A 16,158-nucleotide genomic window follows, 5' to 3' on the forward strand; every position below is an offset into this window, starting at 1 on the left:
ACAGAGATGCCCCGGGCTCTCACCGGTGGGCGGGAGCCCGGGGCACGTCTGTGTGGTACGGGGGCGGCCCGTCAGGACCGCGGGGGAGTGATCACTCCTTCACGAACGCCCCGTCGTACAGGACGGTCGAGGACAGGGTCGGGGTGAGTCCGCCGACCGTGTCGGAGACGGCCACGTACTGCTCGGCGTTGGCCATCACGGTGAACGGCTGCACCTCGTTGAAGACCTCCTGCAGGCGGGTCATCGCCTCCTTCTGGGCGTCGAGGTCCGCGGCGGCCTTGAGCTCGTTGACCGCGGCGGTGAGCTCGGGGTCGTCGATGCCCGTGAGGTTGGTCGCGCCGGTCGGGGTGAACGCGCTGGCGAACGTGGACGCCGGGTCGGCGTCCGAGGTGGCCAGGCCGCCGATCACGATCTCGTAGTCGCCGGTGAACTGACGCGCGGTGACCTGGGAGACCGGGGCGTTCTCGATCTGGACGTTGAACCCGGCCGCGTCCAGCAGCGCCTTGGCCACGACGCCGGCCTCGATATTCTCGGGGCCGTCGGAGATGAGCATGCGCAGCTCGCCGTCCCAGTCGGGGCGGTCGGCCTTGAGCTCCTCCACGAGCGCCTTCGCACGCTCGACGTCGTACGTCGGGCCCTCCTGGCCGTCGTACAGGCGGGAGGACTCGGCGACCAGGGCGGAGGTCGGCTGGCCCTCGCCGTCGTACAGGCGCTGGTTCCACAGGTCGCGGTCCATGGCGGCGGCGACGGCCTGGCGGGCGCGGACGTCGGTGAGGATGCCGTCGTAGCCGGCCTTGCCGGAGTTCATGTTGATCACCGAGCCGGAGCTGATGATCTCCTCGAAGCCGCGGACGTCATCGGACGCGGCCATGTTCAGGAACTTGGCGCCGCGCAGGAAGGCGACCTGGAGCTCGTCGGTCTGGAACGCGTCGTAGGTGCCCTGGGAGCCGGGGATGCGGATGAACTTCAGGGTGGGGCAGACGGGCCCGCCGTAGTAGTCGGGGTTGGGCTCCAGGACGGTCTCCTGGTCGGGGATGTAGTTGGCGACCGTGAACGCGCCGGCGCCGATCGGATTGCGGGCCCAGTCCTGCGGGTCGGCGGCCTCGTAGGCCTTCTGGGGGATGACCTCACCGATGGTGCCGGCGAGCGCGACGGGGAACCCGGACCACGGCCGGGCGAGCGTGAACTCGACGGTGAGCGGGTCCACCACGCGGGTCTCGGTGATCTCCATCGCGTCGGTCATGGCGACCGAGCGGGTGGCGGGGTCCTTGTGCAGGCCGACGGTGAACGCGACGTCCTCCGCGGTGAGCGGGTCGCCGTTGGAGAAGGTGACGCCATCACGCAGGGTGAGGGTCCACACGGTGTTGTCGTCGTTGGCCTCGAGGGACTCGGCGAGCTTGGGCTCGAACTCCTCGGCCTCGGGGTTCCACACCATGAGCCGGTCGTAGACGGCCGCCGACTGCGCGCCGCCGCGGACACCGTACTGGCCCTGGCCGGGCGCGAAGGACGGGAGCATGGAGAACTCGCCCACGGTGATCTCGCCGCCGGCCCGGTCCTCGGTGCACCGCTCGGACTGGTCGGGGGCCTGGCCCTCGGCGCCGCCGGAGGCGGAGGTGGACTCCTCCCCGCCGCCGCAGGCGGACAGGGTCAGGGCGGCGGCCGCGAGGACGGCCATGGCGCTGGTGGTGCGCTTCATCGATTCTCCTGGAGAGGGTGGTGGCACGCGACCTGGTGGCCGGGTGCGATGTCGACCAACGGGGGGCGTTCGGTGGCGCAGATGTCGGTGGCCAGTGGGCACCGGGTTCGGAATCTGCATCCGGATGGGGGGTTCAGGGGCGAGGGCAGCTCGGAGCTGGTCGCGGTGATGGAGTCCTCGCCGAGCGTGTCGGCGAGCGTGCCGCCGAGCGTGGGCGCGGACGAGATGAGGAGCATCGTGTACGGGTGGGCCGGGGCCCGGTACAGCGACTCGGTGTCGGCGACCTCGCAGACGGTGCCGAGGTACATCACCGCCACGCGGTCGGCGATGTTGTGCACCACCGACAGGTCGTGGGAGATGAAGATCATCGTCAGGCGGTAGCGCTCCTTCATCTCCTCGAGGAGGTTGAGGATCTGTGCCTGCACGGAGACGTCGAGGGCCGAGACCGGCTCGTCGCACACCAGCACCTCGGGCTCCAGGACGAGTGCGCGGGCCAGGGCGATGCGCTGGCACTGCCCGCCGGAGAACTCCGACGGGCGGCGGCCGCCGGCGTGCTCGGGGTCGAGTCCGACGGCCTCGAGGGCGGCGTCGACGCGGCGACGGATCTCCTCGCGTCCACCGTCGACGCCCTGGATCTCGAGGCCCTCGGCCACGATGTCGCGGACCCTGCGGCGCGGGTTGAGGGAGGACACGGGGTCCTGGAACACCATCTGGATCCGCTTGCGCGCCTCTTTGAGGGAGGAGCCGGACAGTGCGCACAGGTCCGTGTCGTCGACCATGACGCGCCCGGCCGAGGGGCGCGGCAGCTGCAGCATCGCGCGGCCGAGGCTGGACTTGCCGCAGCCGGACTCGCCGACCAGGGCCAGTGTGGAGCCGCGGGGGACGTCCAGGGAGACGTCGGTGACGGCGTGCACCGTGCCCTTGCGGGTGTGGTACTCGACGGTGACGGCGTCGACGACGAGTTTGGCGTCCGCGGGCCGGTCCGCGGTCTCGGCGGCCGCCGGTCCGGCGAGGTCGGGGGGAGTGGCGGTCATGATGCCTCGCTGGCGGTGCGCATGGGGGCGGGGACGGTCGGGTGCAGACAGCCGACGCGGTGGACGGAGAACTCCGCGGTGAGCCCGGGCGTGCCGGTGAGGTCCTCGAGCGGCGGGTCCACGGCCAGGCAGTCGTCGGCCACGCGCGGGCAGCGGGGGGCGAACCGGCAGCCCACGGGCATCTCCCGCAGGTTCGGCGGGCGACCCTCGATCACGGTGAGCACGGTGTGCGGTGGCTGGTCCGGGCGCGGGATCGAGTCGAGCAGGGCACCGGTGTACGGGTGCGCGGGCTCGTCGAGCAGCGCGCGGGTGTCGCCGACCTCGAGGAACCGGCCGGCATACATGACGCCGATGCGGTCGGTGTGCTGCGAGACCACGGCGAGGTCGTGGCTGACGAGGATCATCGCCATGTCGGAGTCGGTCTGCAGGCCGTGCAGCAGGTCGAGGATCTCGTGCTGCACGGTGACGTCGAGCGCGGTGGTGGGCTCGTCGGCGATGAGCAGCTTGGGTTCGCAGGACAGCGCGATGGCGATGCCGACGCGCTGGCGCATGCCGCCCGAGAGCTGGTGCGGGTACTCGTTCAGCCGGGTCCTGGGCGACGGGATGCGTACGCGGGTGAGCATCTCGACGGCGCGGTCGACCGCGTCCTTGCGGCTCAGGCCCAGGTGGTGGCGCAGCGGGTCGATGATCTGCCGACCGATCGTCCGGATGGGGTTGAGCGAGGTCAGCGGATCCTGGAAGACCATGGCGATCTCGCGACCCCAGAACTTCTGCGCGTCACGACGGGTGAGCGACAGCACGTCGCGGCCGTCGAAGCGGACCGTCGAGGACGGATCGACCCGTGCGGAGGACGGGGCGATGCCCATGATCGACCGGACGAGCATCGACTTGCCCGACCCCGACTCGCCCACGATGCCGATCGTCTCGCCGCGACGCAGTGAGATGTCGACCCCGTCCACGGGCGTGACGCGACCCGCCGGGGTGTCGATGTGGGTGCGCAGGTTCCGGACCTCGAGTAGCAGGTCCGTGGTCCCGGGCCCACGTGGTGGTGCGGCGGCGATGGCGGCCTCCTGGTGTGAGTACCAGCTCTAAGACATGTACTTAGAACGTGTTGCTGTGACGAGTATCACGAACTAGTGTGGCTGCGTCAAGGCGATTAAGTAACCGCCTCATGCGGTGTCTGAACGAAGGGGCCTCCCACGTGCTCAGGTTCATTGGCGAACGCGCTCTGCACGCGGTCGTCGTCGTCATACTCGCCGCGATCGGCGCGTTCTTCCTGATGGAGGCCGTCCCCGGTGACGCCGCGGCCTCGGCCGTCGGCTCGGGCGCGACCGAGGAGCAGTACCTGGCAGCCAGGGAGGAGCTGGGTCTCGACGATCCGCTGGCGGTCCGCTTCGCCGAGTGGGCGGGCAGCACGCTCTCGCTCGATCTCGGCAACTCGCTCATCCAGCCCAACCAGCCCGTCACCGAGATGATCGGCAACGCCCTGCCGGTGACCATCCAGCTCGCGTTCCTGTCGATCATCCTGTCGCTGGCGATCGCCGTGCCGGTCGCGGTGTGGTCGGCCTACCGTCGCGGCGGGGTGTTCGACCAGGTGGCCTCGATCGTGGCGTTCGCGTTCATCTCGGTGCCCAGCTTCGTGGCCGGCCTCCTACTCATCTACCTGCTGGTGTTCAACCACTCGTTCGCGCAGCAGCTCATCCTCGGCCTCGCCGCCGTGGTCGGGCTCGCGGTGGCGCTGTCGCCGCTGGGCCGCAGGGGTGATCCCGGGGCGCCCGGCGTCATGTGGGGCAGGGCGCTCATCGCCGGCCTCGCCGTGGGCGGGGTGCTCGCGTTGATCGCCACGTTCCTGCCCGAGTTCCCGCGCCAGGGCTACGTGCCGCCGGACGAGGGGCTGGGGGAGAACCTGCGCAGCATCGCGCTGCCCGCCCTCACCCTGGCGCTCATGGAGGTTGCGATCTTCACCCGCGTCCTGCGCACCGACATGATCTCGACCCTTCAGCAGGACTTCGTTCTCTCGGCTCGCGCCAAGGGCATGCCCACCGGGCACGTCCTGGTCAAGGAGGCCCTGCGGCCGTCGACGGTCTCCATCATCACCCTCGCCGGCATCAGCCTCGGTCGCCTCATCGGCGGCACGGTGGTGGTCGAGCGGCTGTTCAACCTGCCCGGGATGGGCACGATGATCGTCGACGCCGTGCAGAACGACAACCTTCCCGTGGTGCTCGGTGGCGTCATCGTCATCGCCGCCTTCTACGTCCTGGTCAACATGACCGTGGACGTCGCCTACGCACTCATCGACCCGAGGATCCACCGTGGCTGACATCGATACGACCCATCCGCGCGGCGCGTCCCCCGCGACCGTCGCGGCGGACGCACCCGCCCGGCGTAAGCTCCGGCTGCCCAAGCTCTCCGGCCTCGGCACGTGGGTGGCGCTCGGCTGGACCGTCCTCATCGTGCTGGGCGCCCTGATCGTCGACGTCCTGCCCCTGGGGGAGGCGCGCGACCCCGCGCTCGCGCTCATGACGCCGTCCCTGCTCCCGCCGGACCTGGCGTCGGACCACCCGCTGGGCACCGACCGTCAGGGTCTCGACATCCTCGGCGGCCTGCTCTACGGCGCCAGGGTCTCCATCACCGTGGGTATCGGCGGCGTCGTCATCGGTGGTCTGATCGGCGGCGCGCTCGGTCTCATAGCCGGCTACAAGGGCGGCTGGGCCGACCGCGTCGTGTCCATAATCAGTGACGTGCTGCTCGCGTTCCCGTCCCTGATCCTGCTCATCGCGATCATCACGGTCCTCGAGCCGACACTGCTCAACGTCACGCTCGCCCTGGGTGTCATGGTGGTGCCCTCGTACGCGCGTCTCGTGCGCGCCAACGCCATGAGCTTCGCCGGCCGCGAGTTCGTCACGGCCGCCCGCTCGCTCGGCGCCGGCGAGATCCGCATCATGTTGCGCGAGGTGGCCCCGAACATCGTGGCGCCCGTGCTGTCCTACAGTTTCATGCTGGTCGCGGTGCTCATCGTGGCCGAGGCGTCGCTGAGCTACCTGGGACTGAGCATTCCCCGCCCCGAACCGACCTGGGGCAACATGATCAGCGCCGGCCAGCCCGACTTCGAGCGGTATCCCTACCTCGTAGGTATCCCGGCGTTCGTGCTGTTCCTCACCGTCCTGAGCTTCAACCAGCTGGGCGAGGCGGCCGGCCGCAAGTGGAGCCCCGGCGCGGCCAAGATCTGATCCGAACGGCCGGCCCGCCGGGGTCGGCCGACGCGGCCGTGACGCAGTCGGTCGAGGATGAAGGCGTAGAGGAGTGGGTCCGATGGAGCGGACGAACGAAGTCCCGGACGACGCCGGGGCGAACGGCGCCTCCCAGAGCAGGGACGCCAAGACGGCGATGATCGAGATCGCCGAGAAGCTGATCGGGGAACGCGGCCTCGACCGCGTGTCGATGCGCGACGTCGCGACGGCCGCCGGGCAACGGAACAACTCGGCGGTGCAGTACCACTTCGGGGGCCGGGACGGGCTCATCCGCCAGGTGCTGCGGCGCAGGCTGACCGCCCTGGACTCGGTGCGGCAGCAGCGGCTCGCCGAGATCGACGAGCACGGCCTGGGCACGGACCTCGCCTCGCTGGTGCGGGTCCTGTTCGAGCCGATCGTCGAGCTGCTGCGGGCGTCGCCGGACGCCACCCACTACGCGCGCTTCCTGCAGCGGGTGGGTCCGGTGATGGGCCCGGAGGCGCCGGAGGTGCGGCTGCGCACGGCTACCGACGACGTGGTGGTGCGCCTCATCGACGTGTGCTCACACCTGCCGCGGCGGGTGGCGTTCGAGCGGATCGATCTGGCCACGCAGATGTTCACCGGCGCGCTGGCGGTCTACGAGGACCGTCGCGACGCCAGGAGCACCGTGGTCAACACCGACTTCGAGGAGGTCGTGGCCCACCTCTACGACATGATCGAGGCGGCGCTGCGGGCCGGGCAGGGTTCGGCCGGGCAGGGTGCGGCCGGGCAGGGTTCGGCCGCCCACGGCTCACATGTCGCGAACGCAGCGGAAGCCGAGGATGGCGGTCGCTGACCCGGCCGTGTTGGCCGACCGCGCCGCCACCCGGTAGCGGTAGCAGTACGAGTCGTGGCACAGGTAGGACCCGCCATTTGGCGGCCCCCGGGGTGCCGCCAGTCCGCCCCGCGCACGGCCACCCACCACGGCGTGGTGTCGAGCCGGTGGAGGACGTCGGCGGGGTCGGCCTCGACGGCGAGGTGGAACACCGGGGACACACCCATCCGCTCGGCCTCGGTGACATACCCCGTGTCCTTGCAGAAGGTGGCGAACTGCGCGTTCGACACCGCGCACTCGTCCATCCGGAACGAGCGGACGCTCACCTCGTGCACCGGTAGTTCGCCGTCGTCACGGTCGTTCCTCCACGCTCACACCGGTGACCACCTCGGACAGCAGTGCGGCCATCCGGTCGTCCACGTCCGCGCGGTCGGCGGGCGCGATCTCCAGGACGTCGAGGACCTGCTCGCGCAGCACGGGCCAGGCGTAGACCACCGTGAGCGCGAGGGCGAGCTGCAGGTCCCCGGTGGGCGGCGGATCGGTCATGCGGGCCACCGCGCGGGCGGGGCGGGTCGAGGCGTCGAGGAGCGGGCGCGCCACCGAGTCGGGGTCCAGCGACAGCCACACCAGGAGCCGGCTGAAATCCGGGTTGGCGGTAGCCCCGGTCAGCATCGAACGGATGGCCCGGCCGGCGTCGTCGTGCTCGGCCACCCGGGCGGTACCGTGGCGCAGCCCGTCCTCGAGCACGGCGGCCAGCAGGTCGTCCTTGTTGCCGATGTGCCGGTGGATGAGGCCGAGGTTGACCCCCGCCGCCTCGGCCACGAGGCGCAGTGGCGCGCGCGGCCCGCGGGCGGCGAAGACCCGTCGGGCCGTGCCCAGGACGGCGTGGCGGACGGCGTCACGGCCGACGGGGCGGTCCGGAGCGGGTCGTTCCATGGACGTAACTGTAGACGAGCGTCTGCAGTCGTGGCAGGCGCGGCTGTAGACAGTTGTCTACGGCGGCGGTCGCTCCCGCCCACCGCCCGCGCTCCGCGGCCACGAGAGGAACCCCCATGCGGGTCACCATCGGCGATCACCAGATCGAGTTCGGTCCCAAGCGCCTCCGGCTTCGTGCCGACGACGCGCCGCCCGCCACCTACGAACACATGGGCGTGCGGCCGGTCACGCCGTTCATCGGCGCCGACATCGAGGGCGTGGATCTCGCCGCCCCGACGCCCCAGCAGATCGCCGAGCTCAAGACGGCGCTCCTCGAACGCAAGGTCCTCTTCTTCCGCGACCAGAAGCACCTCACCGCCCACCAGCACCGCGACTTCGCCGCCCACTGGGGCGAGCTGGAGGTCCACCCGATCCTCGACCAGGGCGAGATCCCGGAGGTCGTCCGGTTCGACCGCGGCCAGGACAACCCGGGTATGGAGAACATCTGGCACGTCGACGTGACCTGGAAGGACCGCCCGCCCATGGGCTCGGTGCTCCGTGCGATCGAGGTGCCCGACGCCGGCGGCGACACCCTCTGGTCGGACATGGGCAACGCCTACGACGCCCTGCCCGACGACATCAAGGAGCGGAGCGACGGGCTCACCGCCACCCATGACTTCACCCCGTCGTTCGGGCTCGGCATGACGCCCGAGAAGCTGGTGGCGATGCAGGGGGCCTACCCACCGCAGCACCACCCCGTGGTCCGGACGCACCCGGAGACCGGCCGCAAGCTGCTGTTCGTCAACAGCCTGTTCACCACCGAGATCGACGGCGTGGACCCGGTCGAGGGGCGCGAGTTGCTGCGGCGACTACTGGACCAGGTGAAGATGCCCAACTTCCAGGTCCGCCTGCGCTGGGCTCCCGGCACGGTCGCGTTCTGGGATAACCGCGCCACGCAGCACTACGCGTGTAGCGACTACTTCCCGCACCGACGCGTGATGGAGCGCGTGGCGATCGTCGGGGGCGCGCCGGCGTGAACGGGTGCCCAAACGACTCGACCCCCGACCGTCATGTCCTGCCGGTCCGCCGACTCACGCCGCACCGCGACGGTGCCGGATACACGCAGTGAGCAGCGCGGACGCGCGGCCGTACGCCCGCCGGCTCAGACGCGACCGCGCAGGAGCTTGCAGAAGTACACGACGGGCTGGACGAACCGGTCGAACGCGTACGTGATCCGCCGTGGCACGGTGACGTCGATCCCGCGCACCGAGGGGGCCGGCCGACCGTCCCGGTCGTGCTCGTCGAGCACCAACCGGTTCCTGCTCACGGCGACGGGGATGACCGTGTAGCCGTCGTATTCCTTCAGCGCCCCACCGTCGCGGGCGGCGCGCAGGTTGTCGGCCACCACCCCGACCTGGTCGCGCAGCGCACCGCCCGACGGGCGGGTGCCGACCGTCGCGGCGTCCCCCAGGCCCCACACCGTGTCGACGCGCGTGTGCCGCAGGGTGCGCGGGTCGACGTCGACCAGGGCGGGGACGTCGTCGGTGGCGAGCCCCGAGTCGGCGACGAACCGGGGCGCACGGGTGTGCGGGGTGACGTAGGCCAGGTGGACGTCCTCGATGGCCGCGGGCGTCGGGCCGTGCACCGACACCGTGCGGGCGTGGTGGTCCACGGAGTCGACGCGCGACTGCTCGTGAACGGTGATGCCGTACTGCTCGATGAACGGGCGCAGCCTCCGGTCGGCGTGCTCGAGCCCGAGGAGCCCGCGGAACGGGGTCACGAGATGCACGTCGAACCGGTCTAGGACGCCCTCGCGCCGCCAGCGGTCACATGCCAGGAACATCGCCTTGAGCACGGTCCCGCCGCAGGAGGCGGGTTCCGGCGGCACCGAGAACACCACCGTGCCCTCACGGACGCGGACCAGGGCGGCGCACGCCCGGCCGGCGTACTCGGGTACGTGCGCGGATACCGCCCACCCGTCGACGTAACCCTCCTGCAGTCCCGGGATCGCGTCCCAGTGCGGGGTCAGGCCGGGACACAGCACGAGGTCGCGGTAACCGACGGTGGCGCCCGTGTCGAGGGTGACCGTGCGTTCGGCCGGGTCGACGCGGGTCGCCGCCTGGGGGAGGAGCTCCACGCCGTCGGGGACGACGGTCGCCATGAGCCGTTCGTACCGGGACATGCGGGCCTGCCCGGCCGCCGCGTAGTTGAGCATCGGCCGGTACCGGTGCACGGGGCTAGGGTCGATGAGCGCGACGCTGCGCACGCCGTCGCGCCTGAGGCGGGCCGCCAGGGAGACCCCGGCGTTACCCGCCCCGACGATCACGGTGTCGAACGCGGCGGGCATGGCGTCAGAACACTTCGAACGCGTAGCCGACGAGGCCGATGACGACGAGGAGGACGACGACGGCGATGACCGCGATCCACACGTAGGCACTCTTGTTGCCCGGCTGGGGTGTCGGGCTCTGCTGTTCCGTCGGGCCCTGCTTGCTGGTGGCGCTGTCCGACTGCAACGAGGTGGAGTCGGAGTCCGGCGTGATGCCGGCAGGGGCCGCGCCGTGGCTGTCCACGTCAGGGCTCTCGCTGGGGTCGGGGTCTGACGGTCGGGCGTTGGTCATTTCGCACCTCTCGATCGACTGGAACCCACAGGTTAGGGGCTCGTCGCGTGGCCTTCCACCGGTCGGCCGCCGGTGAGCACGACGACCCCCGGACCGGCGCCGGCCGCGAGGGCGCCCAGGACCTCGGCCACCGACCAGGCGGTGATCGCGGATGTACGGCCACCGGAATCGGGGTCGACGGAGTTCTCGAACTGCAGCTCGTAGCGGCCCACCGGCGACTCCCACTCGACGACGTGACGGGTGCGTCCGACGTCCGGGTCGGCGACCACGATCACCTCGGTCCGGTCCAGGCCGAGGGTGGACAGCGCGAGGGCCACGGATGCGTTGGAGGTGCGCGGGAACTCGAGCGCCGCCTGGCGGGCCGAGCCGCGGAACACCCCGCGAGGCTCGGTGAGCTGCTCGTCGACGTCCAGGGCCGTGGGTCGCTTGATCGTGTAGTGGCGGACCGTGGCATCGGAGGCCCCGGCGCGGGCGGCCGCCCCGAGGACGTCGAGTCCCCCGATGGCCCCGGCCGGTACGAGCACGCGGCCGGCGCCCGGTGTTCCGGCGAGGAGGTCGCGGGGGTCGTCGTGGCGGGCGAACACGCCGCACGAGCACACGACGACGTCCGTGCCGGTGGCGGTGACCCGCGGGATCAGGTCGTCGGCGGCGTCGACCGTGCTGGCCTCGACCACCACGTCGGCCGCGTCGATGGCCGCCGCGGTCTCGCTCTCGGAGCTGCCGGAACGCAGTACGGCCCCGAGCTCCGCGCCCGGGACCCGCCCCTGCTCCAACGCCTCGATGACGGCCCCGCCGATCGCGCCGGCGCCGACCACGGCCACCTTCAGTGTCAAGCCAGGATTCGGTTGGGTCGAGGAGGGGACAGGGGGCATGCCCCGACCGTACCCAGCCCGGGGCGGACCCGCCTCGCTCCAGCCGTTCAGTCGGCCACGCCGTCAGAGGAGCCGGACCTCGTCGCCTTCCCGGATCGTGCCGGGCGAGAGCGCGCGGAGGTAGACGCCGAACTCCGCGCCGTTGTCGCGCGCGAGCGACCGGAGGACGCTGCGGTCGTGGGGCAGATCCGCCTGCGGGAGGGTCACCATCCTGCAGCGGGAGATGCGCATGACGACCTCGCAGGTCACCTCGCCGATCATCAGTCGGCGGCCGACCCAGTCGAACTCGGGATGCCCGTCGCCTCCGGGCTCGTGCGTGACGATGAGGTTCTTGCGGAACCGGCGCGGATCGATCACCGCGTCCGGCACCGCGGCCTGCAGTGACGCCATGGCGGTACAGGTCAGGAGCGACAGCGGCATCGCGTCGAAGTAGGTCCCGCGCGGGGTGGCGTAGTAGCTGAGCTCGGTCAGCAGATCTTCGGGCATTCCCGAGTATGCGGGGAACGGGTCGTCGGGCCCCAGGCCGAGCTGGGTACGCAGGTCGGCCTCGTCGACGGCGCGACGGTGGTAGTGCTCGTGATCGTCGACCGGCCGACGCGGCCATAGGGTGACGCGCCGACCCAGCGCGGCAGAGAGGGCCTCGTGGACGGTGTCGTCATCGCTGCGCATCGACGAGCCGTCCGGGAAGTCGATCTCGATGGTCGGCGTCGCGTCGTCCTGCGGCTCCTCGACGTAGCGGGCGTGGAACTGCAACAGCTCCGCCCACTTCTTGGCGCTGCGGAGCTCGCCGGCGTCCTCATCCCTGATCACCCAGCCCCGGTCGCCGGGCAGGCCCCAGCGCTCGGTCACCGCCGTCTCGTCCACGCGGTCGCCCCGCATGGACTTCACGGGGTAGCGCCACAGCTCCGAGACCGTTCCCACTCGCATGAACGCCACCTTAGTTAGCGCGACTTATCACGGTGACGGATCTGACGTTGTCCGGAGCCACGGGGACTGCCACCCTGGGGATCAGAGTCCCGGCCCGGGGCCTCCGGACGAGGGGTGCCGTACCCGGTGTGCGACAAGACGGCCCGCAGGAGGCTGTCATGGCGTGGGTCGTGCTCGGCTTGTCCGGGGTGCTCGAGGCCGTGTGGGCCACCGCGATGGGCCGTTCGGAGGGGTTCACCCGACTCTGGCCGACGGTGGTGTTCGGCCTCGCCCTGGTCGTGAGCATGGCCGGTCTGGCCTATGCCATGCGCGAGCTGCCCGTGGGCACGGCGTACGCGGTGTGGGTCGGCATCGGTGCCTCGCTGACCGTCGTCTACGCCATGGCCACCGGGGCGGAACCCGCCTCGGCGATGAAGGTGCTGTTCCTGGCCATGATCATCGGCGGTGTGGTCGGGCTCAAGGCCGTCAGTTGACCCATCGGGCATGCCCGAAGAGCGCACGATGTCGTAGTCCGGCCGTACGGTGGGTTGCACGGCACCCGAGCTCGCCGATCCGCCGAGTCCCAGAGCGGGCCGAGTCCACAAGGAAGGTTCTCCTCCTATGACCGCAATCAGCACCGTCGACCGCGGACCACGCGTGGTCGCCCGCAGCGTCACCGTGAACGCACCCGCCGAGGAACTGTTCGCCCTCGTCAACGATCCCCGGAAGCACGGGCTCGTCGACGGCTCCGGAACAGTGCGGGACAACGTCCAGGGGCCGTCGACCCTGCACGCCGGGGCCAAGTTCACCACCGCGATGCGGATGTACGGCGTGCCGTACCGCATCACCTGCACGGTCACCGAATACCGCGACACCTACCAGGAGAAGGTGATCGAGTGGGCGCATCCCGCCGGTCACCGGTGGCGTTGGGAGTTCACCCAGGTCCCGGGCGGGAAGACCGAGGTCGTGGAGAGTTTCGACAACCGGCCGTCCAAGCTCGGCAGGTTCTTCGAGATCGTGGGCGTGTCCAAGCAGAACGCGGCGGGCATCACCGAGACGCTCTCGAAGCTGGCGGCCAAGTACGAGACCGCTGGATGACCACGGAACGACCACGGATTGACCACCTACCGAGCGGATCGACGTGGGGCCGCCCGCCGGGGCGTCCGGTGATCTAGGGTGGTCCGCGACACGGGGTGCTGCCCATCCGGGCGGCTGAGATCACACCCGTCGAACCTGATCTGGGTAGTTCCAGCGAAGGAATGTCGATACGGCACCGCTGCCACCGCAACGGTGGTCCCTGTGCCGTCGCCGATCGGCCGCGCCCTGCGCTGCCGAGGAGCGGAGCCGCATCGTCACCCTCGCCGGGAACACCGGGAAGTGAGTGGCAGTGGATTTCGGTAACTTCATGCGGATCGACGAGCAGGTCGTCCTCGTCACCGGCGGCGCCCGCGGGCTCGGCGCGGACATCAGTCGCGCCTTCTCCAGAGAGGGCGCTCTCGTCGTCGTCAACTATCACCGCAGCGAGGCGGCCGCCGCCGACCTCGTCCGTGAGCTCGGCGAGGACCGCGCCGTCGCACTCCGCGCCGACGTCACCGACGACGACGAGGTGCACGCCCTCGTCGACGCCGCCCGTCGCCACTTCGGCGCGCCCGTCACCACGGTCGTCAACAACGCATTGGTCGACTTCGAGTTCAACGGTGACGCCCGCCCGCGACCCGAGACGCTGACCTGGCACGACTTCGACTCGCAACTCCGCGGCGCCGTGAAAGCCACCCTCGCCACGACCCAGGCGACGCTGCCGGGCATGCGGGAGGCCGGTTCCGGACGGATCGTGAACATCGGCACCAATCTGTTCCAGCACCCGGTCGTGCCGTACCACGACTACACCGCCGCCAAGGCCGCCGCGCTGTCGCTGACCCGGACCCTCGCCGCCGATCTGGGGCCGGACGGCATCACGGTGAACATGGTCTCCGGCGGTCTGCTGCGCACCACCGACGCGAGCGCCGCCACGCCTGCGGAGGTGTTCGACCTCATCGCCTCGGGGACGCCGCTGCGCCGCGCGATCACCCCGGCCGAACTCGCCGACGCGGTGCTGTTCTTCGCCTCCCCGTGGGCGCGCGCCGTGACCGGGCAGAACCTCATCGTGGACGGGGGACTGGTCAAGGGGTAGCCGATCCGGGCTCGAGGCTCTCGCGTGCCGACGCCGGGACCCATGACAGTTGTCACCGGTGAAGTCGTGACAGGCGGCTCTTCTGGCCGTCCTCGCAGGTGAGCGAGGGTGGAAGCATGGTTATCCACCGCTCCACCCGCCCCCGGGACCCAGGCCGCGTCGGCGCGGTGATCGACACCGACGCGCCCGCTCCCGCCCTCGAATTCCACGACCTGACCCAGACGTTCACCCGGCCTCGCGCCGAGACGGTCCACGCCCTCCGCGGCATCGACCTGCGGATCGACCCCGGCGAGGTGGTGGCGCTGCTCGGCCCCAACGGTGCCGGCAAGACCACCGCCCTCGACATCGCGCTCGGCCTCACCGAGCCGACCGGCGGGCGGGCCCGAGCGTTCGGCGCCGTCCCCAGACAGGCCGTCGCCGACGGGCGGATCGCCGCCGTCCTCCAGACCGGGGGACTGCTGTCCGACCTCACGGTCGAGGAGACCGTCCGGGCCATCGCGGCCCTGTACCGGGACCCGCTCTCCGTGGGCGAGGTACTCGACCGGGCAGGGATCGCCACGATCGGCCGCCGGAAGGTCTCCCGCTGCTCGGGCGGCGAACAGCAACGACTCCGCTTCGCCCTGGCGCTGCTGCCGGATCCCGACCTGCTCATCCTCGACGAGCCGACCGCCGCGATGGACGTGGGCACGCGCCGTGAGTTCTGGTCCACCATGCACGCCGAGGCCACGTCCGGGTCGACCGTCTTATTCGCCACCCACCACCTGGAGGAGGCCGAGGCGTTCGCCGACCGCATCGTGCTCATGGCCCGCGGCCGGATCGTGGCCGATGGCCCGGTCGAGGCGATCCGTGCGATGGCCACGGGCACCCGCGTCACCGCGGTCTGGACCCCCGGGCCCGGTGAACCCGCACCCCACGACCTGCCCGGGGTCACCGCGGTGGAACGCACACCCACCCGGGTCATCCTCACCAGCACCGACAGCGACGCCACCGCGGGCGCGCTGCTGCGCGGGACCGCCGCCCGTGACCTCACCATCAGCCCGCGGTCGCTGGACGACGCCTTCGTCGCCCTCACCGCCGCACCCGACACCACAGCCCCCGACACCACCGACCCCGACACGACCGACCCCGACCAGGAGGCCGCCCGATGAACGCCACCTACTGGGCCATCGACCTGCGCCGCACTCTGCGCGACATCACCAACATCTTCTTCATCGCCGGACTGCCGCTCATCATGTACCTGGTGTTCGGCAGCGCCCAGTCCTACCGGGACGAGCCCGTCGCACACGGCAACGTGGGCTCGGTCGTCATGATCTCCATGGCCGTCTACGGCGCCGTCACCGCCACCACCTCGATCAGCGGCGGGGCCGCTCTCGAACGCTTCCAGGGCTGGGGACGTCAACTCGGGTTGACCCCGTGGAGCAGCACCGGCTTCGTGATCACCAAGTCCGCCGTGGCCATGACGGTGGCGGCTGTGCCCGTCCTCTCCGTGGGGCTCGTCGGCGCGCTCACGGGGGCTGAAGCCACGCCGCTCGCGTGGGTGCTGGCCCTGGCCGCGGCGTGGATCGGGTCGGCGGTGTTCGCCGGGTACGGACTGACCGCCGGGATGGCGTTCCGCTCCGAATCCGCGTTGGGCGTGGCCGGTGGGAGCCTGGTCCTGTTCGCCCTGGCCGGCAACCTGTTCATCCCGCTGTCGGGGACCGCGCTGGAGCTCGCCCGGTTCACGCCGCTGTACGGGATCAACGCGCTGGCCCGCTTCCCGCTCACCGGCGGGGTGGTGACCGAGTCCGTGACCGACCCGTTGTGGCTTCCGCTGCTCAATGTGACCGCGTGGGCCCTCATACTGGGGACGACGGCAACAGTTCTGGTGCGTCGCCGTCGGGGCCGGGACTAGAGACGGCAGGGG

The 16,158-nt window shown here is 71.0% G+C and carries 18 protein-coding genes, 1 pseudogene and 2 riboswitches; of the genes and pseudogenes, 9 read left to right on the top strand and 10 right to left on the bottom strand.

Annotation, left to right across the window (positions count from 1 at the left end):
• Positions 1 to 91: 91 nt before the first annotated feature.
• Genes Q2K20_RS03345 through Q2K20_RS03355 form a run of 3 tightly spaced genes read right to left on the bottom strand, consistent with a single transcriptional unit; the run spans position 92 to position 3,689 of the window.
• Entirely contained in the window at positions 92 to 1,696 is a 1,605-nt protein-coding gene (locus Q2K20_RS03345) for an ABC transporter substrate-binding protein (protein WP_269502110.1), read from the bottom strand.
• Complete coding sequence (locus tag Q2K20_RS03350) at positions 1,693 to 2,730, bottom strand: ABC transporter ATP-binding protein (protein ID WP_269502107.1); 1,038 nt, start codon at positions 2,728 to 2,730, stop codon at positions 1,693 to 1,695. The genes Q2K20_RS03345 and Q2K20_RS03350 overlap by 4 nt, the downstream gene beginning before the upstream one ends.
• Positions 2,727 to 3,689: an ABC transporter ATP-binding protein gene (locus Q2K20_RS03355; protein ID WP_269502104.1), complete on the bottom strand. Its 963-nt coding sequence runs from the start codon at positions 3,687 to 3,689 to the stop codon at positions 2,727 to 2,729. The genes Q2K20_RS03350 and Q2K20_RS03355 overlap by 4 nt, the downstream gene beginning before the upstream one ends.
• A 242-nt stretch (positions 3,690 to 3,931) precedes the next feature.
• Between Q2K20_RS03355 and Q2K20_RS03360 the strand changes: the two genes are divergently transcribed.
• From Q2K20_RS03360 to Q2K20_RS03370, 3 genes are all read left to right on the top strand, one after another.
• Positions 3,932 to 5,050: an ABC transporter permease gene (locus tag Q2K20_RS03360; protein ID WP_069390113.1), complete on the top strand. Its 1,119-nt coding sequence runs from the start codon at positions 3,932 to 3,934 to the stop codon at positions 5,048 to 5,050.
• On the top strand, positions 5,043 to 5,960 hold the full coding sequence (locus Q2K20_RS03365) for an ABC transporter permease (RefSeq protein WP_269502102.1): 918 nt from the start codon (positions 5,043 to 5,045) through the stop codon (positions 5,958 to 5,960). The genes Q2K20_RS03360 and Q2K20_RS03365 overlap by 8 nt, the downstream gene beginning before the upstream one ends.
• Positions 5,961 to 6,042: 82 nt before the next feature.
• A complete protein-coding gene (locus Q2K20_RS03370; RefSeq protein ID WP_069390111.1) occupies positions 6,043 to 6,795 on the top strand; it encodes a TetR/AcrR family transcriptional regulator in 753 nt (250 codons plus the stop codon).
• Here Q2K20_RS03370 and Q2K20_RS03375 read toward each other — a convergent pair.
• The 3 genes and pseudogenes from Q2K20_RS03375 to Q2K20_RS03385 form a co-directional block, all read right to left on the bottom strand.
• Complete coding sequence (locus Q2K20_RS03375) at positions 6,751 to 6,924, bottom strand: SUMF1/EgtB/PvdO family nonheme iron enzyme (protein WP_308203075.1); 174 nt, start codon at positions 6,922 to 6,924, stop codon at positions 6,751 to 6,753. The two genes, Q2K20_RS03370 and Q2K20_RS03375, sit on opposite strands and share 45 nt — an antisense overlap.
• A gap of 8 nt (positions 6,925 to 6,932) precedes the next feature.
• Positions 6,933 to 7,079, bottom strand: a pseudogene (locus tag Q2K20_RS03380) (formylglycine-generating enzyme family protein); the annotation flags it as partial.
• Positions 7,080 to 7,125: 46 nt separating this feature from the next.
• Complete coding sequence (locus Q2K20_RS03385; RefSeq protein ID WP_269502101.1) at positions 7,126 to 7,710, bottom strand: TetR/AcrR family transcriptional regulator; 585 nt, start codon at positions 7,708 to 7,710, stop codon at positions 7,126 to 7,128.
• Between the two features lie 116 nt (positions 7,711 to 7,826).
• Here Q2K20_RS03385 and Q2K20_RS03390 point away from each other — a divergent pair, with 116 nt between their 5' ends.
• A complete protein-coding gene (locus tag Q2K20_RS03390; protein ID WP_269502100.1) occupies positions 7,827 to 8,726 on the top strand; it encodes a TauD/TfdA dioxygenase family protein in 900 nt (299 codons plus the stop codon).
• A gap of 125 nt (positions 8,727 to 8,851) precedes the next feature.
• On the opposite strand, the gene Q2K20_RS03395 is transcribed toward Q2K20_RS03390, so the two are convergent.
• The 4 genes from Q2K20_RS03395 to Q2K20_RS03410 all read right to left on the bottom strand — a co-directional run bounded on the left by Q2K20_RS03395 (position 8,852) and on the right by Q2K20_RS03410 (position 12,106).
• Positions 8,852 to 10,036: an NAD(P)/FAD-dependent oxidoreductase gene (locus tag Q2K20_RS03395; RefSeq protein WP_069390109.1), complete on the bottom strand. Its 1,185-nt coding sequence runs from the start codon at positions 10,034 to 10,036 to the stop codon at positions 8,852 to 8,854.
• Between the two features lie 4 nt (positions 10,037 to 10,040).
• Entirely contained in the window at positions 10,041 to 10,307 is a 267-nt protein-coding gene (locus tag Q2K20_RS03400) for a DUF6480 family protein (RefSeq protein ID WP_069390108.1), read from the bottom strand.
• A 32-nt stretch (positions 10,308 to 10,339) separates the two neighbouring features.
• On the bottom strand, positions 10,340 to 11,140 hold the full coding sequence (locus Q2K20_RS03405) for an aspartate dehydrogenase domain-containing protein (protein ID WP_269502097.1): 801 nt from the start codon (positions 11,138 to 11,140) through the stop codon (positions 10,340 to 10,342).
• Between the two features lie 102 nt (positions 11,141 to 11,242).
• Positions 11,243 to 12,106 (bottom strand): MOSC domain-containing protein, encoded by an 864-nt coding sequence (locus tag Q2K20_RS03410; protein ID WP_269502095.1) that lies wholly within the window; start codon positions 12,104 to 12,106, stop codon positions 11,243 to 11,245.
• An 81-nt stretch (positions 12,107 to 12,187) separates the two neighbouring features.
• Positions 12,188 to 12,254, top strand: a riboswitch (guanidine-III (ykkC-III) riboswitch).
• Between the two features lie 10 nt (positions 12,255 to 12,264).
• On the opposite strand from Q2K20_RS03410, the gene Q2K20_RS03415 reads away from it, so the two are divergent.
• The 5 genes from Q2K20_RS03415 (at position 12,265) to Q2K20_RS03435 (ending at position 16,146) form a co-directional block, all read left to right on the top strand.
• Complete coding sequence (locus tag Q2K20_RS03415) at positions 12,265 to 12,579, top strand: DMT family transporter (protein WP_069390106.1); 315 nt, start codon at positions 12,265 to 12,267, stop codon at positions 12,577 to 12,579.
• A gap of 127 nt (positions 12,580 to 12,706) precedes the next feature.
• Positions 12,707 to 13,183 carry an SRPBCC family protein gene (locus Q2K20_RS03420; RefSeq protein WP_069390105.1) on the top strand — a complete coding sequence of 159 codons (477 nt, stop codon included), beginning with the start codon at positions 12,707 to 12,709 and terminating at the stop codon, positions 13,181 to 13,183.
• Between the two features lie 81 nt (positions 13,184 to 13,264).
• Positions 13,265 to 13,362: riboswitch (TPP riboswitch) on the top strand.
• A gap of 128 nt (positions 13,363 to 13,490) precedes the next feature.
• On the top strand, positions 13,491 to 14,255 hold the full coding sequence (locus Q2K20_RS03425) for a 3-oxoacyl-ACP reductase (protein ID WP_069390117.1): 765 nt from the start codon (positions 13,491 to 13,493) through the stop codon (positions 14,253 to 14,255).
• A gap of 116 nt (positions 14,256 to 14,371) precedes the next feature.
• Positions 14,372 to 15,403 (top strand): ABC transporter ATP-binding protein, encoded by a 1,032-nt coding sequence (locus Q2K20_RS03430; protein ID WP_083249812.1) that lies wholly within the window; start codon positions 14,372 to 14,374, stop codon positions 15,401 to 15,403.
• The gene (locus Q2K20_RS03435; RefSeq protein ID WP_067716973.1) at positions 15,400 to 16,146 is read left to right on the top strand and encodes an ABC transporter; all 747 of its coding nucleotides are present in this window, start codon (positions 15,400 to 15,402) and stop codon (positions 16,144 to 16,146) included. Before Q2K20_RS03430 ends, Q2K20_RS03435 begins: the two co-directional genes overlap by 4 nt.
• Positions 16,147 to 16,158 lie beyond the last annotated feature (12 nt).

This window comes from Dietzia sp. IN118 (assembly GCF_032905965.1).
In the GTDB taxonomy this organism is placed as follows: Bacteria; Actinomycetota; Actinomycetes; order Mycobacteriales; family Mycobacteriaceae; genus Dietzia; species Dietzia kunjamensis.

Excerpts from the sequence above, each read along its gene's own strand:
- Q2K20_RS03345 (WP_269502110.1), bottom strand. The coding sequence starts at position 1,696 with ATGAAGCGCACCACCAGCGCCATGGCCGTCCTCGCGGCCGCCGCCCTG.
- Q2K20_RS03350 (WP_269502107.1), bottom strand. The coding sequence starts at position 2,730 with ATGACCGCCACTCCCCCCGACCTCGCCGGACCGGCGGCCGCCGAGACC.
- Q2K20_RS03370 (WP_069390111.1), top strand. The coding sequence starts at position 6,043 with ATGGAGCGGACGAACGAAGTCCCGGACGACGCCGGGGCGAACGGCGCC.
- Q2K20_RS03385 (WP_269502101.1), bottom strand. The coding sequence starts at position 7,710 with ATGGAACGACCCGCTCCGGACCGCCCCGTCGGCCGTGACGCCGTCCGC.
- Q2K20_RS03390 (WP_269502100.1), top strand. The coding sequence starts at position 7,827 with ATGCGGGTCACCATCGGCGATCACCAGATCGAGTTCGGTCCCAAGCGC.
- Q2K20_RS03395 (WP_069390109.1), bottom strand. The coding sequence starts at position 10,036 with ATGCCCGCCGCGTTCGACACCGTGATCGTCGGGGCGGGTAACGCCGGG.
- Q2K20_RS03400 (WP_069390108.1), bottom strand. The coding sequence starts at position 10,307 with ATGACCAACGCCCGACCGTCAGACCCCGACCCCAGCGAGAGCCCTGAC.
- Q2K20_RS03410 (WP_269502095.1), bottom strand. The coding sequence starts at position 12,106 with ATGCGAGTGGGAACGGTCTCGGAGCTGTGGCGCTACCCCGTGAAGTCC.
- Q2K20_RS03415 (WP_069390106.1), top strand. The coding sequence starts at position 12,265 with ATGGCGTGGGTCGTGCTCGGCTTGTCCGGGGTGCTCGAGGCCGTGTGG.
- Q2K20_RS03420 (WP_069390105.1), top strand. The coding sequence starts at position 12,707 with ATGACCGCAATCAGCACCGTCGACCGCGGACCACGCGTGGTCGCCCGC.
- Q2K20_RS03425 (WP_069390117.1), top strand. The coding sequence starts at position 13,491 with ATGCGGATCGACGAGCAGGTCGTCCTCGTCACCGGCGGCGCCCGCGGG.
- Q2K20_RS03430 (WP_083249812.1), top strand. The coding sequence starts at position 14,372 with ATGGTTATCCACCGCTCCACCCGCCCCCGGGACCCAGGCCGCGTCGGC.
- Q2K20_RS03435 (WP_067716973.1), top strand. The coding sequence starts at position 15,400 with ATGAACGCCACCTACTGGGCCATCGACCTGCGCCGCACTCTGCGCGAC.